Genomic DNA, 17,813 nt, shown 5'->3' with positions numbered 1-17,813 from the left:
GGGATACTACATATAGAGTCAAAAAACTATAACGTTATAGTTTTGAACACTATATACATGGTATTTGCGTATGTCTTATTTATATTAATCAGAAAACTTTTTCTACAGATTATAGGTATCTAGAATTACAGCGCTTTTCAGATTGATGAACCACTTTGCCATAACCATAACCTCGTAGGGACGTTGCATGCAACGTCCCTACTGTGGTCTACTGAAATGAAAACCGCTGTAATAGTCATCTCCGGAAAATAAATAAACCTTTTAGTTATATTAGCTAAAGAAAGAAAAAGTTACCATAAAAAATCATTTTTCCTGCCTTTTTCGTAAAAATATCTTACTTGTTCCCTGTTCCCTACCCCTGCAAAAAATCTATATCTTTTTCGGAGAGGTCTAATTAAGATATTTTGGTAGTCCTAATCGCAATTCTAAATAGGTTGCGGGTAATTAAAAAGTAAATAAAAGAGTTGAAACTTCCACCTGTTCCCTATTCCTTCAAAAGCGGTAAGATTTTTGCCACAAATAAAATAGGATTGCTATAGTCCGATACTATTTTACTAACATTTGTTAACAATGCACAGCAAGATTAACCTGCTGAGGGGGTATCTCCCAAAGTCTACAAGAAAACCTGTAGACGCTTTTTTTTTACTTACATCGTCTTGGTTATCGACGGTCGCAGAAGTTTTAATTACTTGACCATGCTAGGGGTGACTTATCAGGATAGCGGTTACATAGTGGCCTGGCTTTGCACCACAAACTACTCTGTTTGCACATGATTATAGCACAATCTATGCAACTAATCGGTATAACTAAATCAATGTATATGAATTTATGTGAACAAATATTAGCAAATCAACAATGGTTGCTCAACCTTATTGATAAATTAACCCGGCTAGTATAGGAACTATGCTTTAAACAACATAATCTACTATGGATATTTTTTGTCAAAACATTACCCACAATAACTTAATAAGATTCATTTTGACATAAATTGCTGTGGATTTCAATTTTGAGGATGAAATTTTTTTGAGGACTTAGTTCCCTCAGTTGGTAAAATAAGACTTAGTATCCGAGAACTAGAAATTACAATAGCCTATGGCAACTGTCACTGCTTATCCCAATGCTCCAGATTTATCTACTGATGACTATTTAGTTATTGGTCTAGCAACTTGCTTTATCAAAGAAGATGGCGAAGTCTCTCAAGTAAAAGTTGTTGAACCAATACCCTCCGCAGCTCTCGAAGCTATAGTAAAAGGCATACCAACTTCTTATGAAATGGCTTGTGGAATAACTTTGGGTAAAGTATTATCTGGAGAAAAACCCTTATTACCTCAAGATTTCCCTTCAGAAGCTCAATTCTCTGATAATTTTGCTGAGAGAGCGATCGCTGCTACTCGCACATATAAAATTCATCCTGAAGTTAAATCTTTGGTTCCTCTAGGAAGTCGTTGTGATAATTTGAACTATTCTCTAGAACGTAAGCGAATATTAAATGCAGAAAATATTGTCAGTTCAGAAGACAATGTGAAGCAACATGAATATACTCACAAAGTTCTTTAATCGTCAAATTATTCAGCGGTTATCTATCAGCTATTAGCTCTTGCTTTTAGTTTTAGATAAATGCTCTATTATTTGAATATTTGTGTTAATTCTATATCTTAAAAGTACCAAAAATTACCGAGAAATAAAGGTATAAAGCCTTCTATTATGGGAAAAAAAAGTGCTAGGATATTTTCTCACATTCAATTCCGTTACCGAAAAATCAAGGTTTAAAGCCTCTCATAAGCAAGGAGAAACAATGAATTTATTTTCCTTTTATTCAATCCTCTTCCTTTTAGGGGGAGGTAATTATCAATTATCCATTATTGAAGGTTTTCCTTGCAGTAATTATCCATTATCCATTATCAATTAATGGAAGTTATCTAAGATTAGGTATTTAATAGTGCTAAAACTTTATGGTGGTGTTCGTAGTCGAGCATCAATTGTTCATTGGTATCTCGAAGAAATAGAAGCTAGTTATGAATTTATTACTCTTGATATGCAGTCAGGAGAACATCTCAAATCAGATTTTTTAGAGATTAATCCGATGGGAAAAGTACCTGCTATTGTCGATGGAGAATTTAAGCTTTCGGAGTCAGGTGCTATTTTGTTATATATTGCAGAAAAATATGGCAAAATGCCTGATTCTTTAGAAAAGAAAGCTGAAATTTTTCAGTGGGTATTGTTTGCTAATGCTACTCTCGGACCAGGAATTTTTGTAGAAGCAAGTCGGGAAAAAGAAACTCCCCGTTTATTAACTCCATTGAATAAAATTTTTGAGACTCAACCTTATTTAATGGGTGAAGAATTTAACGTTGCAGATGTAGCAGTGGGTTCGATTTTAGCTTATATTCCTATGATGTTAAAGTTGGATTTAAGTTCCTATCCTAATGTTTTGGAATATATTAAACGAATTTCTGAAAGACCTGCTTTTCAAAAGACAATTGCTAATCCTTCTTAATATCTAAGTTAAGCATTCAGCCATCAGCTACATCAGCTAACAGCTAGCCTCCGTAGGAGGAACTTCGTTAACAGCTATGAGTTATTAACTTATTATTTTGGCAGGAGGAATTAGTTTCCAAGGAAAATTAAAGTTATAGCGCTAGGGAATAGGGAATAGGGAATAGGGAATAGTAAACTTTCAAAGGACTTCAGGATTTAGAAATGTCTTAATCTTTGCTTTGACTGCTTTATTAAGAAAAAGGTTCTCATCTAACCTTAGTAGTTGTTTTATTCTTTCAAAAGCTATTAGCATTTAGTATTTTCCAGGAAAAGCTGAATATTGACTTCTAGCTAATAGCTGAATGTTTACTATGTAAGTATTCAGCAGTCAGTTTTGAGTTATTATTTATTAGCTTCAAATTAAGGGAGTACTGAGATACTGAGCGAAAATTAAAAATATGGGGAAGAGGAGAATTGCTAATTATATAGTAATCCTAAATAGGTTGTAATATTGTATTGTAGGGGTTTGGTTTCCAAACCAAAGCAAAAATGGGATTTGGAAACCAAACCCCTACAGTTTTTTTGTTCGCCAATCATTGAGGATTAGTATAGCAATTATCGGCCTATATTAAAATTTAAAAAGAAAGAATTGTTTGAACTGAATTGCCAAATTTGTCATTCATTTTTATTTCTGAATGCTAACTGTAAAAGTATTCAGGTAAGCATTAGAAATAAAACAAAAATAAACCAAAATCAAAAATCTAGAGAAATAATTTATCTCTAGATGAAAAAACTTAGTAGCTATCAGCTTCCCAATGATGATTTCAGCATATTGCTAATAATTAGAATGGAAGCTAATAGTCATATTTAGAGATTTGCTTTTTATCTGAAACCTACTGCTGCCTGCCATACAAAAGCTAGCAACAAGAAGAATACAGGAATTACTGGTAAAACATCAACTAACGGATCAAAAACTGAGTAAGCTTCTGGCAATTTTGCCAATAGCATTGCTAATTCCATAACATTAACCTACCTTTTTTCCACAAAAAAAATTTTATGATATTAGTATATCTTAACATGAGCAATTAGCATCAAAATTTATCTCTTCTAATCTAAATCTCAACTAATGGAAATATTGGCCTTGCTAAATACAGCAATGAATCTTTGAGGGACAGAAACATCTCAAAACTTGAGGTAGTGAATTAACACCCAACTATAATGTTTGAGCATTTCTACCAAGGGATTAGCAAAAAAATAATATACCAGTGTCTAGCTTTCTCAGTGAGCAAAATATTCTTTCGAGATTTTTAATTAGGGCTGGCTGATTAAATATTAAAGTATTGAAATATAAAGGTTTGAGCCTTTTTATGGTCGAAAAAGTTGCCAGGTTTTCAGTTGAAAACGCTCAAAAAATTAGCATTTTGGATAGACTTGGGCAAAAAAAAATACTTCCTACTCCCCTACTTCCCTACTCCCCTACTCCCTAAAAAGACTTTTTCAACAAACCCTAATTAGTTTATCTCTGGGTTTTGCCCACCCCTATTTCGGTACTTTATTTAAACGTAAGTCCCCAACTAGGAATAACACAAAGTCTTGGGATTTAATCAAGCTAGAATGAATACCATTGATTTGATGGAATATCGAATAGGAAAAGAATGTCTAAGCAAAAACCAAACGAGTGGTTGAAGTGGATATGTTCGAGTCAAAATTTTGATGAATTAGTCGAAAACTATGACCGATGGGCAGATATATATGAAACAGATGTTGGGGAAGTATGGAAACCAGTACCTTTAGCAGCTTCATCCATGCTAGCAAAATATATGCCCAACAAACAGGGCACAATTCTTGATGTTGGAGCAGGAACAGGTCTAGTTGGTATAGCATTAACTCAATTGGGATTTGAAAACATAATAGGTACTGATATATCACCTGGTATGTTAGCCAAAGCTGCAGAAAAAGACGTATATAAATCTTTAGTTTGTTGTTTTATAGGTGATGAAAAATTTAGAAACTTAAAGATGGCAAGTGGTATTATCGCTACAGGAGTATTTGCCGAAAGCCATGCTGGTTCGGGAGAACTAAACAAACTTCAAGACAATATCGAGCCTGAAGGTGTATTGGTTTTCACGGCACGGGAGAGTTTCTTACCTAAACTTAAAGAAGTCTTAGACCAGCCAGAATGGACTCTTGTTGATTCCAAAGTAATGCCGATTTATGAAGACCCTATTTATCTTTTAGCGTACAAAATTCGGAAAAAATGACCTCAGAATTGAAAAGACTCGAACAAGTCAATGAAGAACTGGCCAGAGTTCCCAATCTAAGTCGGCGTGAATTGCTAGATATGAAAGTGATTCAAGAGAGGAAAGAATTGGTTCATCGAGTGGGTGCTACAAACGAACCTAAACAAAGTCTTCCATTCACTAAGTTATATCTACCGATGGCCTTCACAGGTATCTTAGAGCCAAACAAGTTAGTTGATGAGACTCATCGTGCAATCAAAATCCTGTTACCTGGTACAGGAACAACCTTTTCTGTTGCTGAGACATTATGTGATGTTGCAGGCACCTTTCATGGCCGAAAAAGTAAGAACCGGGGACGTGGGCGCAAGAGCAACCAAAGTTTACTAAGTGAATTACTACCCGATGGTGAGACATTCCGTGTGGCATCTTTTCCTACTGATCTTCCACTCAATGGTATGGGTTCTGATGCTCCATTTGAATTTGCCAGCGAGCATGGTCTGATGACAATGATTCGCCATGTTCATCTAGTATTGTCACGACTTTATCCCGATCGCCCAGTTTTTATTGCGGGACGTAGCCAAGGTGGTATAGCAGGTATATTGTATGCACAACATTATGATGACTTGGCTGGAGCAATAGCAGTTAATCCACCACATCCAGATCCAGAACTATTTCAGTTTACTGTTCAATACTTGGAGGAGAAAGCTGAAGTTTTAGCAGACCTTCTCCATGCTCCAGGTGTCACTTTACATCATCGTAGTTGGGAAGCTTACAAGACTTTCACACCGAATTTTAATTATCCATCTAGACCATCCCTATCTCCAATCCTAACTCTGGTTAGTTTGGGCGACCCCTTCAATTTGTTTCCTCAGTATCTCCATAAGCTGAAGGAATTTGCAGAAAATGACGAAAAATGTACGTTACATATACTTGATGCAGGGCATAATCTTTGGGATAGGAAATCTGTAGATACATATCGAGAGGTAATTAATTTGCAGATCCAATTCATTTTGAACCAGATGAATAAGGATTGAACAATACGCGACTTTACACCAAAACCTGAGAGGCAAAAATGAGGTTTTTTCTTGAAGTTGGTGATCAACACTAATATGCTATTATTGCTAGGCTTGATTTCTATTACAGTCTTTGCACTTAAACTAAAGTTCGGAATTTACTTCAAATAATGCACAATGTTACGATATTGGGGTCTGGAAAAATTGGATCGGCGATCGCCAAATTCCTACATTATAGTGGGGATTATACCGTACTTGTTGGTGATATAGACTCTAGATCCTTAGAAAACTTAACTGAATCTTTGCCAGTCAATACTTTTGTCATAGATGTGACTGATGAAGCTACTCTGACAAAAAAACTAGAAGGCCAAGATTGTGTTGTCTCTGCTTGCTCCTATGAGGTCAATCCTATCATTGCCCGTGCTGCTGCCAAAGCTGGAGTTAGTTATTTTGATCTGACTGAAGATGTGGCAACTACCAGTGCAGTTCGCTCTATTGCTGAAATAGCTCCTAGTGATTTGGTCTTTGCACCCCAGTGTGGACTTGCCCCTGGCTTTATCGGCATCCTTGCTCATCACCTGTATAGTGGTTTTGACAAGGTTGACGAAGTAAAAATGCGTGTCGGTGCCCTGCCCCAAAATCCCTCTAATATGATGATGTACAAGCTCACCTGGTCTACGAAAGGTCTGATTAACGAATACTGTAATCCTTGTGAGACTATTCATAACGGTCGTAAAATAGAGGCAATACCCTTGGAAGAGGTGGAGCATTTCTCCCTAGATGGGATAAGTTACGAAGCATTTAATACTTCTGGTGGCTTGGGGACTCTCTGCGAAACTCTTGAAGGCCAGGTGCGTACTCTCAACTACAAGACTGTGCGTTACCAAGGTCATCAGTATCTGATGAAATTTTTAACCAAAGAATTGCGCTTGAGCGATCGTCGGGAACTCCTTCAAGAAATATTGGAAAATTCTATCCCTATCACTAAGCAAGATGTGGTACTTATCTTCTGTACTGTAACTGGCTGGAGAAACGGTTATCTTGAACAAATTAGCGATGTCCGCAAGATTTACCCCCTAAATTTGTATGGAGAAACTTGGAGTTCCATCCAGCTTGCAACTTCTGCCTCTCTTTGTGCTATTTTGGATATGTATCTGAACAGAGAAATTTCCCACAGTGGTTTCCTCAAACAAGAGGATATTAGTCTAGATAGCTTCCTCGCAAATCGTTTTGGTTCTTACTATACCGATAAAGGTAGAAATATAGTCAATCCTGGGATTTAATTTTGCTCTATAAATTTTGACCTTTATAAAGCATAAAGAAATCCTGTTTGATTTGTGAACATAGAATTCTACCCAACCCCACGTTCAACTCTCAAATCAGACGGGATGTATTATAAGGATGAAAACTTTAAGGAAAGTATCTAGACAATTTTAGTAAGTTTAATAGTCCTTTTATTTACCTGATTCAATCTTACATTTATAAACCTGTATTTTGATTACCTTTCTTCAGAGACTCTAAACTAATAGGAATCAAAATCCAAGCAAATACTAAAGTTAAAGCAACTATACCAAATTGTGCCACCCAACTTACTAATTTTTCTAGAGGTACAACTTGTCCGACAAAAAAGGATAAACTGACCATTGTCAATGCCCAAATAGTTGCTCCAGCAAAATTACATAATAAAAATTTCCAGTAAGGCATTTGAGCAATTCCAGCTAATGGTCCAGCAAAAATCCGCAATAAAGTAACAAACCTACCAAAAAATACTGCTTTAGCTGCATTCTTACTGAACTGATTTTTTACATCCATCAGTTTTGTTTCTTGAATCCGAAATATTTTACCTAACCGCAACATAAATGGCCAACCACCATATTTGCCGATCAAATATCCACAACTATCGCCAAATATAGCTCCCATAATTGCACAACCCAAAACATACCAATACATTAGCTCTCCACTACCAGCAAGAAACCCACCTACAAGTGTTATAGTTTCTCCAGGTAAGGGAATACCTGCATTTTCTAAGGCTATTCCTAAGAAAACTGCTAAATAACCATATTTATGGGCTATGAACTGAATTGTTTCTAATGATACAAATTCTAGTGACATTTTACGCTAACCTTTAAGCTTACTTAATAAAATTTATCATTTTTTTATATTTTAGCCTGAGGCAGCTAAACATCAAGGGAACTTATTTGTTACTTAAATCATCCTGATATAAGTAAGAGATATAGCAATTCTATATTAATAGGGAGCAAATAACCTATCAGTTGAATAAACCTCAAAGTCTTACCAATTAATACTTTTTATCTTTAAAAGTTTTAGCTTTGACTTCCGAGTAGTGGCACTACAAAAATTATTTTCCATTTTACCTTTTCTTTACAGTAAACTAAAAAACTAAACTTCTTATTTTTAATTAATGGTGATACATAATGAAAACTGTTGATATCAAAAAACATATTATTTTAACTCCCCACCACCGCTTAGACTTGGTTGGAGCAAATGCGATAAAGGAGCAATTTTTATCTCTTATAGAAAAAGAAGCAAATCTTTGGATTATTGATATGGCAAATGTAGAGTTTATAGATAGTTCTGGTTTAAGTGCATTAGTTATTGGTTTAAAAACAGCTCGTGACCATGGTTATAGTTTAGTAATTTGTAACCTAAATCCCACAGTTAAGCTAACTTTTGAGATTACTCAATTAGATAGAGTTTTTCAAATTTTCAATAATCTTGATGAAGTTTTTTCTGACTTTGATTGAAAATTAGTAACAGTTTAGTTAATTATTCATTAGATAATCGGCTCAGATGCTAATTTTAATAGCAATTGAGCTGATTTTAGAATTATAAATTCATAAGTATTTGTATTTCCTAGAAACTTAAAATTGTCAAAATACTATTTTTAACGCAGAAGTTTATACTTATGGCTATGAGAAAATTTGGGATAAATCTCAAAGCATATTTGCTAAAATCAAGATAATCATTCAGTTAGCTCCCATTCAGATTTTGAACCTAATAATTTACTAAGGTTAGCTGATGAGCAATTTCATCCATAACTTTTAATTTTTCTTGGAGACTAATTCCTCTTTCGGTATGATAATGAGTTAATAAATTATGGCTGATAAGCTGATAGCTAACAGCTGAATACTTATAAATCATGCATTGCCAAATGTGGGCATTTCCACAGAAGAACCAGATTGACCAGAACCCAAAGCAGGTAAGTCAAGACCATTAGCTCGACGGTTTCTAACTGCTAGACGATAACTAACACTTTGTAGCTCTGCATGAAGTTGACGGTTTTCTTTCTGCAACATTTCAACTTTTTCCAACACTTCTGCAAGTCGCTCGGAAAATTTCTGACGATACACTTCTGGTAGTTCTTGTACGACTTGTTCTAACATTTGGGAGCGGTCTGTTAATTCTTGTACAGAATGACGTAAAGTATATATTTCTGCATCTCTTTCAGAAATTTGTTCTTGATAAAAAGTTACTTGTTGTTCAACTTCATTGAGCTGTTCCTTTAAACTTTGCATTTGAGACTGGTAACCTTCAGGAACAGTAGGTGTTGGTACGATACTTGTATTTCCCTTAACTAAGCGAAAAAGTTCTTGAGACAATTGTTGAATTAATTGGTCTCGCATTTGTAATTCTTCGTTAAGACGAGACACTTCACCTTGAAGTTGTTGTGAATTTAACTTTTGCATTTGGTTCACTTTAGTTTGGTTCCTAATTATTCAGTAGTTCGTTGATATATTTAAAAAATACTATAGCCTCTACAACTAATATAATTATAAATTACGGGAAGTGGGGATTTATACCCAGTAATTCCCGATATTACTTAAATTTTTGAGTTGGGCAAACACATCTAAATTCTGGAACTATTTGTAATTAAGGTTGATAGTATCTGATAAGTATAAATATTAAAATTATCACATCTAAGCCCAGTGAACAGTTCAAAATAAGATGCTTTTACCCTGAATTTTTGAGTTAAGCAAAAACTCTTAAACCTGAAGATATTACTTAATCTCTAAGATTTTACTATTCTGCGGACGCTACTACTGGTTCTGGTTGATTTTGAGCATCTGTTTTGGTAATTTTGGGTATTTCTTGTTTAATCGTTAAGTAACGAATAACTTCTTCACTTAAACGCATTGCCCTTTCCAATACTGCTATTTGAGTAGGGGGACCTTGGTAGTTCATCTGGATATATGTACCTTCCCGATGATCGTTTATTTCATAAGCTAAACGACGTTTACCACGATGTTGAACTTCTAGCTCATAAGCTCCCTGTTCCTGCAACATATCTTTATATTTTGTAATTGCCTGCTCTACTTGTTCTTCACTCAGATCGGGACGCAGGATATACATTGTTTCGTACATGAATGGTCTCATAGAAAAAATCTCCTTTTGGACAACATGGCTTCTACTAAAATTTAGAATCAGAAGAAGCAAGGATCTTATATAATACAAAATTTTTGCTAAATATCCTAGTGCTAATTTTAAAAATCTTTAGCGGACTTGCATATAAACAGCATCAGAAATAGTGGGTATTTCTGCATAACGCCCCATTGATGACTGAACGACTGCATAGATAAATGAGCCTAAAATTCCTAGGAATATCATATTAGAAAGAGTTTCCAGAATAAATCCTCCTAAAGTCTGTCCTAGTATTGATAGAATCAGACCACACAAAATTAAAACAATGTCCAAAAGAATTGCCTGCATCGTATTAAAACGAATAAAGTGAGATATATTATTATTTCTCACTACCAGTAAAAACAGAGCAAAGAAAACTATTAAGCCAAAGAAAGGTATACCTCGGTAAATTTGTAACAAAGGTGTAAGAGGAATTAAGATTAGTTGTAGAGGAGGAAACTGTTGAAATAAGTATCTTCCATAAACTAATCCGTCTAGTAAGGGTAAGAGGTAAGGTAAACACGCAAAAATTCGGTCTTGAACTGTTGTGGAACCGCGCCAATTCATTGTCAAATCCTCCTGAATTTAGTGAGATATAAACACATATAAATTCAGGATAGCGCATTGACATATTACAATCTATCAACTCAATTGATTCTCCAAGACTCTGGTATAGATATTACTAATTCTTTCAGAGTGCTTAACTAAACTCATAATCTAGCAAAATTCAGTCACAGACAGGGTTTTACTAAGTCATTTAGGTGGTTAGCCTCTGTTTTTGGATGCCCGACCATACTATTTATTAATAATTTTTTGATCTTATTTAATAGTACTACTTTGTTAATTTTCCTGGCTTAGTTTTTCGCAGTATTTTCAACTGGCATATATATCCCCACTAATCAGTATTCAAACATCTTTATTTATTATCCCTAATGGGGAGTATAACTTAAAGGTTTGGTACTTTTTGTTGAGACTTTGTATTTGATAGTAGAAGTTGCTCTAAAAGGGTAATGCTTGAGAACAAAATGATAGCTAAATTTGGATAAATGTCTATCTAATTTATGAAAATTATATTTGCCACTCTGAAAAACAACTCCAAATTTTAATCGCTCAAATAAAAAGTAATTATTCTATACTGGCAATACGAAAACCCATTTCACACTCATACTGATCTGGTTGAGTATCTGCTAACTTAGGAACTGGATGACCACAACGTAGTTGACCACCTTTCCAACGGGGTTGACCACTGTGACTAGCTAATAAACAACCTTGACAAACTCGCTGAGGATCGACAAGTTGATTTTCCATTAAGATAACTAACATAATTACACCTCCAGGGATATCCCATCTGGTGTTTATATTTTAAGCTAAAATTATAGTATATAAGACCAAATTGCTACAGAATTTAATATTTATCAAATATCCTAGAGTCAAAATTTATAAAAATTTGTATTAATTTCTACTGACTTAAAATCAAGATTAGTGCCAGTTAATTACTTATTCCCACACAAAAGACCAAATTTAATTAAGCCTCTTTCATATCCACGACTCATTAACTCTAGGGAAAGAGCAGCTTGAATTGTTGTCCAACCACTAAAGAGTAAACTAAGAAGAACTTTAGGGTCAAAAGCTGATTCAATCACTACATCCCAGAAAGGAGCAGCGGCAGTTGACCAGTCGGCAGTACAGATATCTTGAAAACCTATATTTTGGGCGATCGCTTGATACTCTGGCAAAGAAATAACGTAAGGTAAAGCATAAACCCGATAAATATCAGCTAAGTGTCTCCGTTCATCATCGGTAAGTTGTCCATCAGAGCTATCTACTGAACGATGACACCAAGTAGCCATAATTATTTTTCCACCAGGCTTCAATACTCGATGGCATTCTTGCAAAAATTTCTGTTTATTGGGCATATGTTCTCCACTTTCGAGAGACCAAACCAAGTCATAAGACTCATCAGCAAATGGCATATCTAAGGCATCTGCCACTATAAAATTAGTCTGTTGAGTTAAGTTGGCTGACTCTGCGCGTTCCTTAGCTCTTTTAGCCTGGACAGGAGAAAGGGTAATGCCAGTAGCAGTGGCATTAAATTTTTCGGCTAAGTAGAGTGTACTACCACCAATGCCACAACCTACATCAAGGATCGAAGCGGGAGGCCACAAACTTGATGGTTCATTTGTGGCTCCCCAGTGCAGTAGTTCCTCAATCATATCTATTTGAGCTTGTCGCCTGTTTTTTTTCTGTTTACCATCTGGCCCATAGTAGCCGTGGTGCATATGTTCGCCCCATGCTTCTTCCCACAGACTAGAGGAAGCATCATAGAATTGTTGAATTTTTTCAATTAGGGTTGAGGTCATTTCAGTTATCAGTTATCAGTTAATAGTCATAATTATAGATTAATTAAGGTTCTAAATTTATGAGTTGAACTTTATACCATTTCTTTGTAAGAATTTTCCTAATATATTGTCTATCAAATCTTATTGTCCTAGATAGCTCCTGTTTATTTAAACCTCACTTTTAAGAGCGAGGTTTTTAGCTGTAAATTGATACAGAAATGGTATTACGCAAAGAAACCAAATTTATACGAGAAATTCTTGGTTTTAAAAATAGAAATCTACTCAAAAAACTGGATTTCTGGCTTCGTCTGAATAAGTTATGTTGATTTTATTAGACTTATTATATTTTGAGTAAAAATATCAGTACAAATATCAAAAATTCAAAGTGATTTTGTTTTAGCTGAAATGTGTAATAAATTCTCATTTTAGAGTAAGCATTTAGCTATTAGCATTCAGCTTTTGAAGGTAATAACTTACTAAGGTTGGCTGATAACATTTTTCGTGTCGGACTTTTAATTCTCCTTGGAGACTAATTCCTCCTGATAAGATAATGAGTTAATAACTGATAGCGGACGGTTGAATACTTACATTTTAGATAATTATTTGTGTCATTTTTGAGCAAAAATTGGTATAGCGTTTCCCAAAGTTATGAGGTACAGTTGTATTTTTGTCTTTTTGTTCCCTGTTCCCTCAAACCTAAAATTTTGTACCTCACCATTATGGTAAGCATTCAGCCGTCAGCAAGCCTCCTGCGGAGGAACTGCGTTAACAGCAAGGCTCCTCCGCAGGAGTGGAATAAAAGCTTTATTTAGACCATTTGCTTCAGGGAGCTAATTCAGCCAGAATTCAACTTACTACAAAAAAAGTCTAAAAGTTAACTCTATATTCATTTTCCTTGCAAGGTATTATTGCTGAAAGCTGAGAGCTAATAGCTGAATGCTTACCCATTATCGGAATTGCTATATTAGTTATTTTTCCTTGAACAACTAACCAAAAATATAAATATACATACTAAAAAATTGCAATGACTGTAGCTCGAACTATTTGCCAAGGTTTTATTATTGTCATTACTATTGGAACTATATTACTCATGTTACCTATCTCCATGAGTAATGGGAATTGGGGTCATCCTGTAACTGCTTTATTCACAGCAACTTCTGCTGTTTGTGTAACTGGACTGTCAGTCGTGAATGTGGGAGAATATTATTCATTTTGGGGGCAGTTTTTCCTATTATTATTAGTTCAAATTGGAGCTTTTGGTTATATGACTGCTACAACTATTCTTTTGTTGTTGCTAGGTCGTAAATTTAGTCTGAGAGAAAAAGTAGCTCTTCAGCAATCTTTGGAACAGGTTGAATTAGCAGGTGTAGAGGGTTTAATTAAGTCAATTTTAGCAACAACAATTGTTTTTGAATTAACTGGGATTTTGTTATTACTATTAGTTTTTGTGCCAATTTATGGCTTTCAAGAAGGTTGTTGGTATTCTATTTTTCATAGCGTTAATGCTTTTAACAATGCTGGTTTTAGTTTGTATTCAAATGGGTTTGTTCAATATGTCAATTCTCCACTACTAAATTTTGTAATTACTGGTTTAATTATATTTGGTGGATTGGGGTATCAAGTTATTATGGAAATGTTTTTATGGCTGAAAAAACGTTGGCAAGGAACACAAACCTGTCACAGTTTTTCTCTACACTTTAAAGTGGTGACTAATACTACTATTTTTCTATTAATAGTTGGTTTAATTGCTTTTTTTATTGCCGAATTTCATAATCCTAATACTCTAGAAAGTTTAAACTTAGGGGAAAAATTAATTGCTGCTTGGTTTCAATCTGTGACTATTAGAACTGCAGGTTTTAACACTATTGATATTGGCAATTTGACTGATGCTGGTTTATTTATCACAATTGCTTTAATGTTTATTGGTGCTAGTCCGGGTAGCACTGGAGGAGGAATTAAAACTACAACTTTTAGAATATTATTTAATAGTACAAAAGCAGCTCTAGAAGGTAGGGATGAAGTGTTATGTTATCAACGTAAAATTCCAATAATAGTTATTATTAAAGCTATTGGTATAGTTTTTGCATCAACTTTATTGGTGGCTGTTGCTACTACTGTAATTGTATTTACTGACAAACAATTAGAATTAACTCAGATTTTCTTTGAGGTTGTATCTGCTTTTGCTACAGTGGGTTTATCTAAAGGTGTTACTTCTAATTTTACAATTCCTGGGCAATTAGTCTTAATTGCAACAATGTATATAGGTAGGGTAGGTGTATTATTATTGGTTTCAACTGTTTTTGCTGAAAAAAAGCTTAGTGTAGTTGAATATCCAGAGGAAAATTTATTTGTATAATCTTTAAGCATTCAGCTATTAGTATTTCCTACGGAATGCTCCGCAAACAGCTATCAGCTTTTTAATCAATGAAACAAAAATTCGCTTAACTTTTACTACATTTTCAACCAGAGAATTGAAACAGTTGTTCAAAACTTTTATTTGATTGGTAGAATCTAAAAATGTCAGTATTCAGTTAGGTTGGATTTCTTGCGGAATGCTACGCAAAAAGCTTTTAAAAGAATCAAGCAAATATTTAGTAACTTTTCATTCTCCAAGGAGAATAATTCTTAGTTTGGTCTAATAATGAGTTAATGACTCATAGTTGAATGCTTACTTTAAAATAGATATTTGGAGGCAGCGTTGTCTTGGCTATTCAATCAAATATAACGCTGAATTTTTAGTGAAATTATCATCTTGGAATTTTTGGCAAAATTTGCGTCCGGAAAATAAAAAATTTGCTGTAATTGGTTTAGGCAGATTTGGTAGAGCTGTTTGTGAAACATTACACAATTTAGGTTATGAAGTATTAGCTATTGATAGAGAAGAAAAAATGGTAAATCAAGCTCTAAGCGATAAAATTTCTTATCATGCTTTTAGATTAGATTCAACAGAAATTAATGCGATTAAACAGGTTGGTATTTTAGACTTTGATACAGTAATTGTCGCAATTGGTAATTATTTGGCGGAAAGTATTACTACTACTCTTAATCTCAAAGAAGCAGGGGTAAAGTTTGTGGTAGCTAAAGCTTCTTCTAAAACTCATAAGAAACTGTTAGAAAAAGTTGGAGCAGATTATGTGGTTTTTCCTGAAAGAGAAATGGGTTTGGAATTAGCAAGATTACTAACTAAACCTAGAATAATTGAGAAATTTGACATCGACCCAGACCATAGTATCGTAGAAATTATTGTACCTGATAAATTTGATGGTAAAACTATTGCTGATTTAGAAATACGGAATAAATATGGTTTAAATTTATTGGCAGTTGGCACTCAGAGTGAAAAATTTACAATTAATCCCAAGCCAACTACAATTTTACAAAAAGGAACAGTAATAATTGTGCTGGGTTCTAATGAAGATATTAATCGTTTGCCAAAGTAAGCAAGAAGGAACCAAGGAAGCAGAAATAAGTAAGTATTTAGCTGACTTGCTACTCTGATTGTTTTCCGACAAATAGAGATGATTTAGGTTAAGATATTTAGTCAACTCTCTGATTCTTCTCTTCTTGTTTAAATCAGGAAGAAGGAAGAAGTAATATCATTTCTCAAAAACTTTTCTACATTTGATTGAAGTAGGGGAGTTGGGGAGTGTAGGGACGTTGCATGCAACGTCCGTACGGGAGAAGTAAAACAACAATAATTAATGCTAAATTTCCTGAAACTAACAAAAAAGTAATTACATAATGTTTAATTACTTAATAACTGAAGTTTTGTCTAAGTATAGCATTAATACATGGGAATTTGTATAACTCTTTAGCTGACTTGCTACTGCGATTGTTTTCCGACAAATAGAGATGATTTCAGTTAAGATATTTAGTCAAATTTCTGATGTTTCTCTTCTTTTTTAAATCAGGAGGAAAGAAGCATGAAAAAGGAATAAGGAAGGACGGAAGGAGGAATAAGTCAGTCTTTAGCTAACTTGCTACTCCGATTTTTTACGACAAATAGAGATGATTTAGGTGAAGATATTTAGTCAACTTTATGATTATTATCTTCTTGTTTAAATAATGATTTTAAAGAAAAATAATTTAAGGTAATTATGGGAGAATTTTCTGGTTATCAAGAGGCAAAATTTACAACTAATTTGGTACAAAAATATGTGCCGTGGCTATATAGTTTTTGGAAGTTTGCTCGTCCACATACAATTATTGGTACAACATTAAGTGTGCTGGCTTTATATCTAATTGCTATAGGCGATCCCTCTAACTTTTTTAATCAATCTTCTTTTATATACAGTTTAATTCTGTTATTAGTAACTTGGATAAGTTGTCTATGTGGAAATGTTTATATTGTAGGATTGAATCAGTTAGAGGATGTGGAAATAGATAAAATTAATAAACCTTATCTGCCTATAGCTGCTGGTGAATTTTCTCTGTTTTCTGGTCAAATAATTGTGGTAATAATGGGTGTTTTGGGTTTAAGTTTGGCTCTGATTGGCGGACCGTTTTTATTGGGTACAGTGGGGATAAGTTTGGCAATTGGTACAGCTTATTCTTTACCTCCTATCCGATTAAAAAGATTTCCTGTTTTGGCAGCACTATGTATTTTTATTGTGCGGGGAGTAATTGTTAATTTAGGTATATTTTTAAGCTTTGTTTGGGGATGGGAAAAATGTGATGAAGTCTCAGGAAGTTTAAATAAATGGATGGGAGATGTAGGTGACATAATTCTCCTCAAAAAAAGCTTGATAATTCCAGAAATTCCTCCGACAGTCTGGGCGCTAACTTTGTTTGTGATAGTATTTACTTTTGCTATTGCTATTTTTAAAGATATTCCAGATATTGAAGGAGACCGTCAATATAATATCAATACATTTACGATTAAATTGGGAGTATTTGCTGTCTTTAATTTGGCAAGGTGGGTATTAACAATTTGCTATATCGGTATGATTATTTTTGGTGTAGCTTGGTCGGCAAATATTAATCTGATTTTTTTGCTAATAACTCATTTATTTGCTTTGGGGATAATGTGGTGGCGTAGTCAAAAAGTAGACCTGCAAGATAAAAAGGCGATCGCTGATTTTTATCAATTTATTTGGAAACTATTTTTCCTAGAATATCTAGTTTTTCCTATGGCTTGTCTTTTTTAAGTTATAAAGTAAGAAAATTTATAATCTTGTCATAACTTCGGAAATTTCTGTAAGTGGAATTTCATTGAGAAATGGTATTAGGCGTTTCGCTTCGCGACATGTTTGCGCAGCATTCTGCAGGAAAACGCCTAGCGGTGCCTAGCACTATCGCCATCCAGACAGTTTATCTAAAATCTAAAA

General features: G+C 34.3%; 16 protein-coding genes. 9 read left to right on the top strand and 7 right to left on the bottom strand.

What is annotated here, in order from left to right; all coding sequences use genetic code 11:
• The first annotated feature begins 1,092 nt into the window (after positions 1-1,092).
• Positions 1,093-1,557, top strand: a complete 465-nt coding sequence (locus ACP6PK_RS28185; protein ID WP_094677475.1) for a hypothetical protein — start codon at positions 1,093-1,095, stop codon at positions 1,555-1,557.
• 382 nt (positions 1,558-1,939) lie between these two features.
• A complete protein-coding gene (locus ACP6PK_RS28180) occupies positions 1,940-2,497 on the top strand; it encodes a glutathione S-transferase family protein (RefSeq protein WP_426564666.1) in 558 nt (185 codons plus the stop codon).
• An 863-nt stretch (positions 2,498-3,360) separates the two neighbouring features.
• Here ACP6PK_RS28180 and ACP6PK_RS28175 read toward each other — a convergent pair.
• Positions 3,361-3,498, bottom strand: coding sequence for a photosystem II reaction center protein K (locus tag ACP6PK_RS28175; RefSeq protein WP_094677471.1), 138 nt, complete (start codon positions 3,496-3,498; stop codon positions 3,361-3,363).
• A 635-nt stretch (positions 3,499-4,133) separates the two neighbouring features.
• On the opposite strand from ACP6PK_RS28175, the gene ACP6PK_RS28170 reads away from it, so the two are divergent.
• The 3 genes from ACP6PK_RS28170 to ACP6PK_RS28160 all read left to right on the top strand — a co-directional run bounded on the left by ACP6PK_RS28170 (position 4,134) and on the right by ACP6PK_RS28160 (position 7,014).
• Positions 4,134-4,739 carry a class I SAM-dependent DNA methyltransferase gene (locus tag ACP6PK_RS28170; RefSeq protein ID WP_094677467.1) on the top strand — a complete coding sequence of 202 codons (606 nt, stop codon included), beginning with the start codon at positions 4,134-4,136 and terminating at the stop codon, positions 4,737-4,739.
• Positions 4,736-5,752 carry an alpha/beta fold hydrolase domain-containing protein gene (locus ACP6PK_RS28165; RefSeq protein ID WP_094677465.1) on the top strand — a complete coding sequence of 339 codons (1,017 nt, stop codon included), beginning with the start codon at positions 4,736-4,738 and terminating at the stop codon, positions 5,750-5,752. The genes ACP6PK_RS28170 and ACP6PK_RS28165 overlap by 4 nt, the downstream gene beginning before the upstream one ends.
• Before the next feature lie 149 nt (positions 5,753-5,901).
• A complete protein-coding gene (locus tag ACP6PK_RS28160) occupies positions 5,902-7,014 on the top strand; it encodes a saccharopine dehydrogenase family protein (RefSeq protein ID WP_426564664.1) in 1,113 nt (370 codons plus the stop codon).
• Positions 7,015-7,210: 196 nt separating this feature from the next.
• Here the strand turns inward: ACP6PK_RS28160 and ACP6PK_RS28155 are convergent, their stop codons facing one another.
• A complete protein-coding gene (locus ACP6PK_RS28155; RefSeq protein WP_426564662.1) occupies positions 7,211-7,843 on the bottom strand; it encodes a DedA family protein in 633 nt (210 codons plus the stop codon).
• 323 nt (positions 7,844-8,166) lie between these two features.
• On the opposite strand from ACP6PK_RS28155, the gene ACP6PK_RS28150 reads away from it, so the two are divergent.
• Positions 8,167-8,496, top strand: a complete 330-nt coding sequence (locus ACP6PK_RS28150; RefSeq protein WP_094677459.1) for an STAS domain-containing protein — start codon at positions 8,167-8,169, stop codon at positions 8,494-8,496.
• A gap of 393 nt (positions 8,497-8,889) precedes the next feature.
• Here ACP6PK_RS28150 and ACP6PK_RS28145 read toward each other — a convergent pair whose 3' ends face one another.
• The 5 genes from ACP6PK_RS28145 to ACP6PK_RS28125 all read right to left on the bottom strand — a co-directional run bounded on the left by ACP6PK_RS28145 (position 8,890) and on the right by ACP6PK_RS28125 (position 12,510).
• A complete protein-coding gene (locus ACP6PK_RS28145) occupies positions 8,890-9,447 on the bottom strand; it encodes an Npun_F5560 family protein (protein ID WP_426564660.1) in 558 nt (185 codons plus the stop codon).
• A gap of 325 nt (positions 9,448-9,772) precedes the next feature.
• Positions 9,773-10,126: a 30S ribosomal protein S6 gene (gene rpsF, locus ACP6PK_RS28140; protein ID WP_094677457.1), complete on the bottom strand. Its 354-nt coding sequence runs from the start codon at positions 10,124-10,126 to the stop codon at positions 9,773-9,775.
• Between the two features lie 117 nt (positions 10,127-10,243).
• The gene (locus ACP6PK_RS28135) at positions 10,244-10,717 is read right to left on the bottom strand and encodes a Tic20 family protein (protein WP_426564657.1); all 474 of its coding nucleotides are present in this window, start codon (positions 10,715-10,717) and stop codon (positions 10,244-10,246) included.
• Positions 10,718-11,275: 558 nt separating this feature from the next.
• Positions 11,276-11,473 carry a hypothetical protein gene (locus ACP6PK_RS28130; protein ID WP_094677453.1) on the bottom strand — a complete coding sequence of 66 codons (198 nt, stop codon included), beginning with the start codon at positions 11,471-11,473 and terminating at the stop codon, positions 11,276-11,278.
• A 170-nt stretch (positions 11,474-11,643) separates the two neighbouring features.
• Positions 11,644-12,510: a methyltransferase domain-containing protein gene (locus tag ACP6PK_RS28125; protein WP_426564655.1), complete on the bottom strand. Its 867-nt coding sequence runs from the start codon at positions 12,508-12,510 to the stop codon at positions 11,644-11,646.
• Positions 12,511-13,513: 1,003 nt separating this feature from the next.
• Between ACP6PK_RS28125 and ACP6PK_RS28120 the strand changes: the two genes are divergently transcribed.
• The 3 genes from ACP6PK_RS28120 (at position 13,514) to ACP6PK_RS28110 (ending at position 17,633) form a co-directional block, all read left to right on the top strand.
• On the top strand, positions 13,514-14,845 hold the full coding sequence (locus ACP6PK_RS28120; protein ID WP_094673593.1) for a TrkH family potassium uptake protein: 1,332 nt from the start codon (positions 13,514-13,516) through the stop codon (positions 14,843-14,845).
• Positions 14,846-15,227: 382 nt separating this feature from the next.
• Positions 15,228-15,926, top strand: coding sequence for a potassium channel family protein (locus ACP6PK_RS28115; RefSeq protein ID WP_094673594.1), 699 nt, complete (start codon positions 15,228-15,230; stop codon positions 15,924-15,926).
• A gap of 657 nt (positions 15,927-16,583) precedes the next feature.
• Positions 16,584-17,633: a homogentisate phytyltransferase gene (locus tag ACP6PK_RS28110; RefSeq protein WP_426564652.1), complete on the top strand. Its 1,050-nt coding sequence runs from the start codon at positions 16,584-16,586 to the stop codon at positions 17,631-17,633.
• Positions 17,634-17,813: the final 180 nt, after the last annotated feature.

It is taken from the genome of Dapis hubbardiae BLCC-M172 (assembly GCF_050016015.1).
In the GTDB taxonomy this organism is placed as follows: Bacteria; Cyanobacteriota; Cyanobacteriia; order Cyanobacteriales; family Microcoleaceae; genus Trichodesmium.
This window is presented reverse-complemented; position numbering and strand designations above follow the sequence as displayed.

Excerpts from the sequence above, each read along its gene's own strand:
- ACP6PK_RS28185 (WP_094677475.1), top strand. The coding sequence starts at position 1,093 with ATGGCAACTGTCACTGCTTATCCCAATGCTCCAGATTTATCTACTGAT.
- ACP6PK_RS28175 (WP_094677471.1), bottom strand. The coding sequence starts at position 3,498 with ATGGAATTAGCAATGCTATTGGCAAAATTGCCAGAAGCTTACTCAGTT.
- ACP6PK_RS28170 (WP_094677467.1), top strand. The coding sequence starts at position 4,134 with ATGTCTAAGCAAAAACCAAACGAGTGGTTGAAGTGGATATGTTCGAGT.
- ACP6PK_RS28165 (WP_094677465.1), top strand. The coding sequence starts at position 4,736 with ATGACCTCAGAATTGAAAAGACTCGAACAAGTCAATGAAGAACTGGCC.
- ACP6PK_RS28160 (WP_426564664.1), top strand. The coding sequence starts at position 5,902 with ATGCACAATGTTACGATATTGGGGTCTGGAAAAATTGGATCGGCGATC.
- ACP6PK_RS28155 (WP_426564662.1), bottom strand. The coding sequence starts at position 7,843 with ATGTCACTAGAATTTGTATCATTAGAAACAATTCAGTTCATAGCCCAT.
- ACP6PK_RS28150 (WP_094677459.1), top strand. The coding sequence starts at position 8,167 with ATGAAAACTGTTGATATCAAAAAACATATTATTTTAACTCCCCACCAC.
- rpsF (WP_094677457.1), bottom strand. The coding sequence starts at position 10,126 with ATGAGACCATTCATGTACGAAACAATGTATATCCTGCGTCCCGATCTG.
- ACP6PK_RS28135 (WP_426564657.1), bottom strand. The coding sequence starts at position 10,717 with ATGAATTGGCGCGGTTCCACAACAGTTCAAGACCGAATTTTTGCGTGT.
- ACP6PK_RS28130 (WP_094677453.1), bottom strand. The coding sequence starts at position 11,473 with ATGTTAGTTATCTTAATGGAAAATCAACTTGTCGATCCTCAGCGAGTT.
- ACP6PK_RS28125 (WP_426564655.1), bottom strand. The coding sequence starts at position 12,510 with ATGACCTCAACCCTAATTGAAAAAATTCAACAATTCTATGATGCTTCC.
- ACP6PK_RS28120 (WP_094673593.1), top strand. The coding sequence starts at position 13,514 with ATGACTGTAGCTCGAACTATTTGCCAAGGTTTTATTATTGTCATTACT.
- ACP6PK_RS28110 (WP_426564652.1), top strand. The coding sequence starts at position 16,584 with ATGGGAGAATTTTCTGGTTATCAAGAGGCAAAATTTACAACTAATTTG.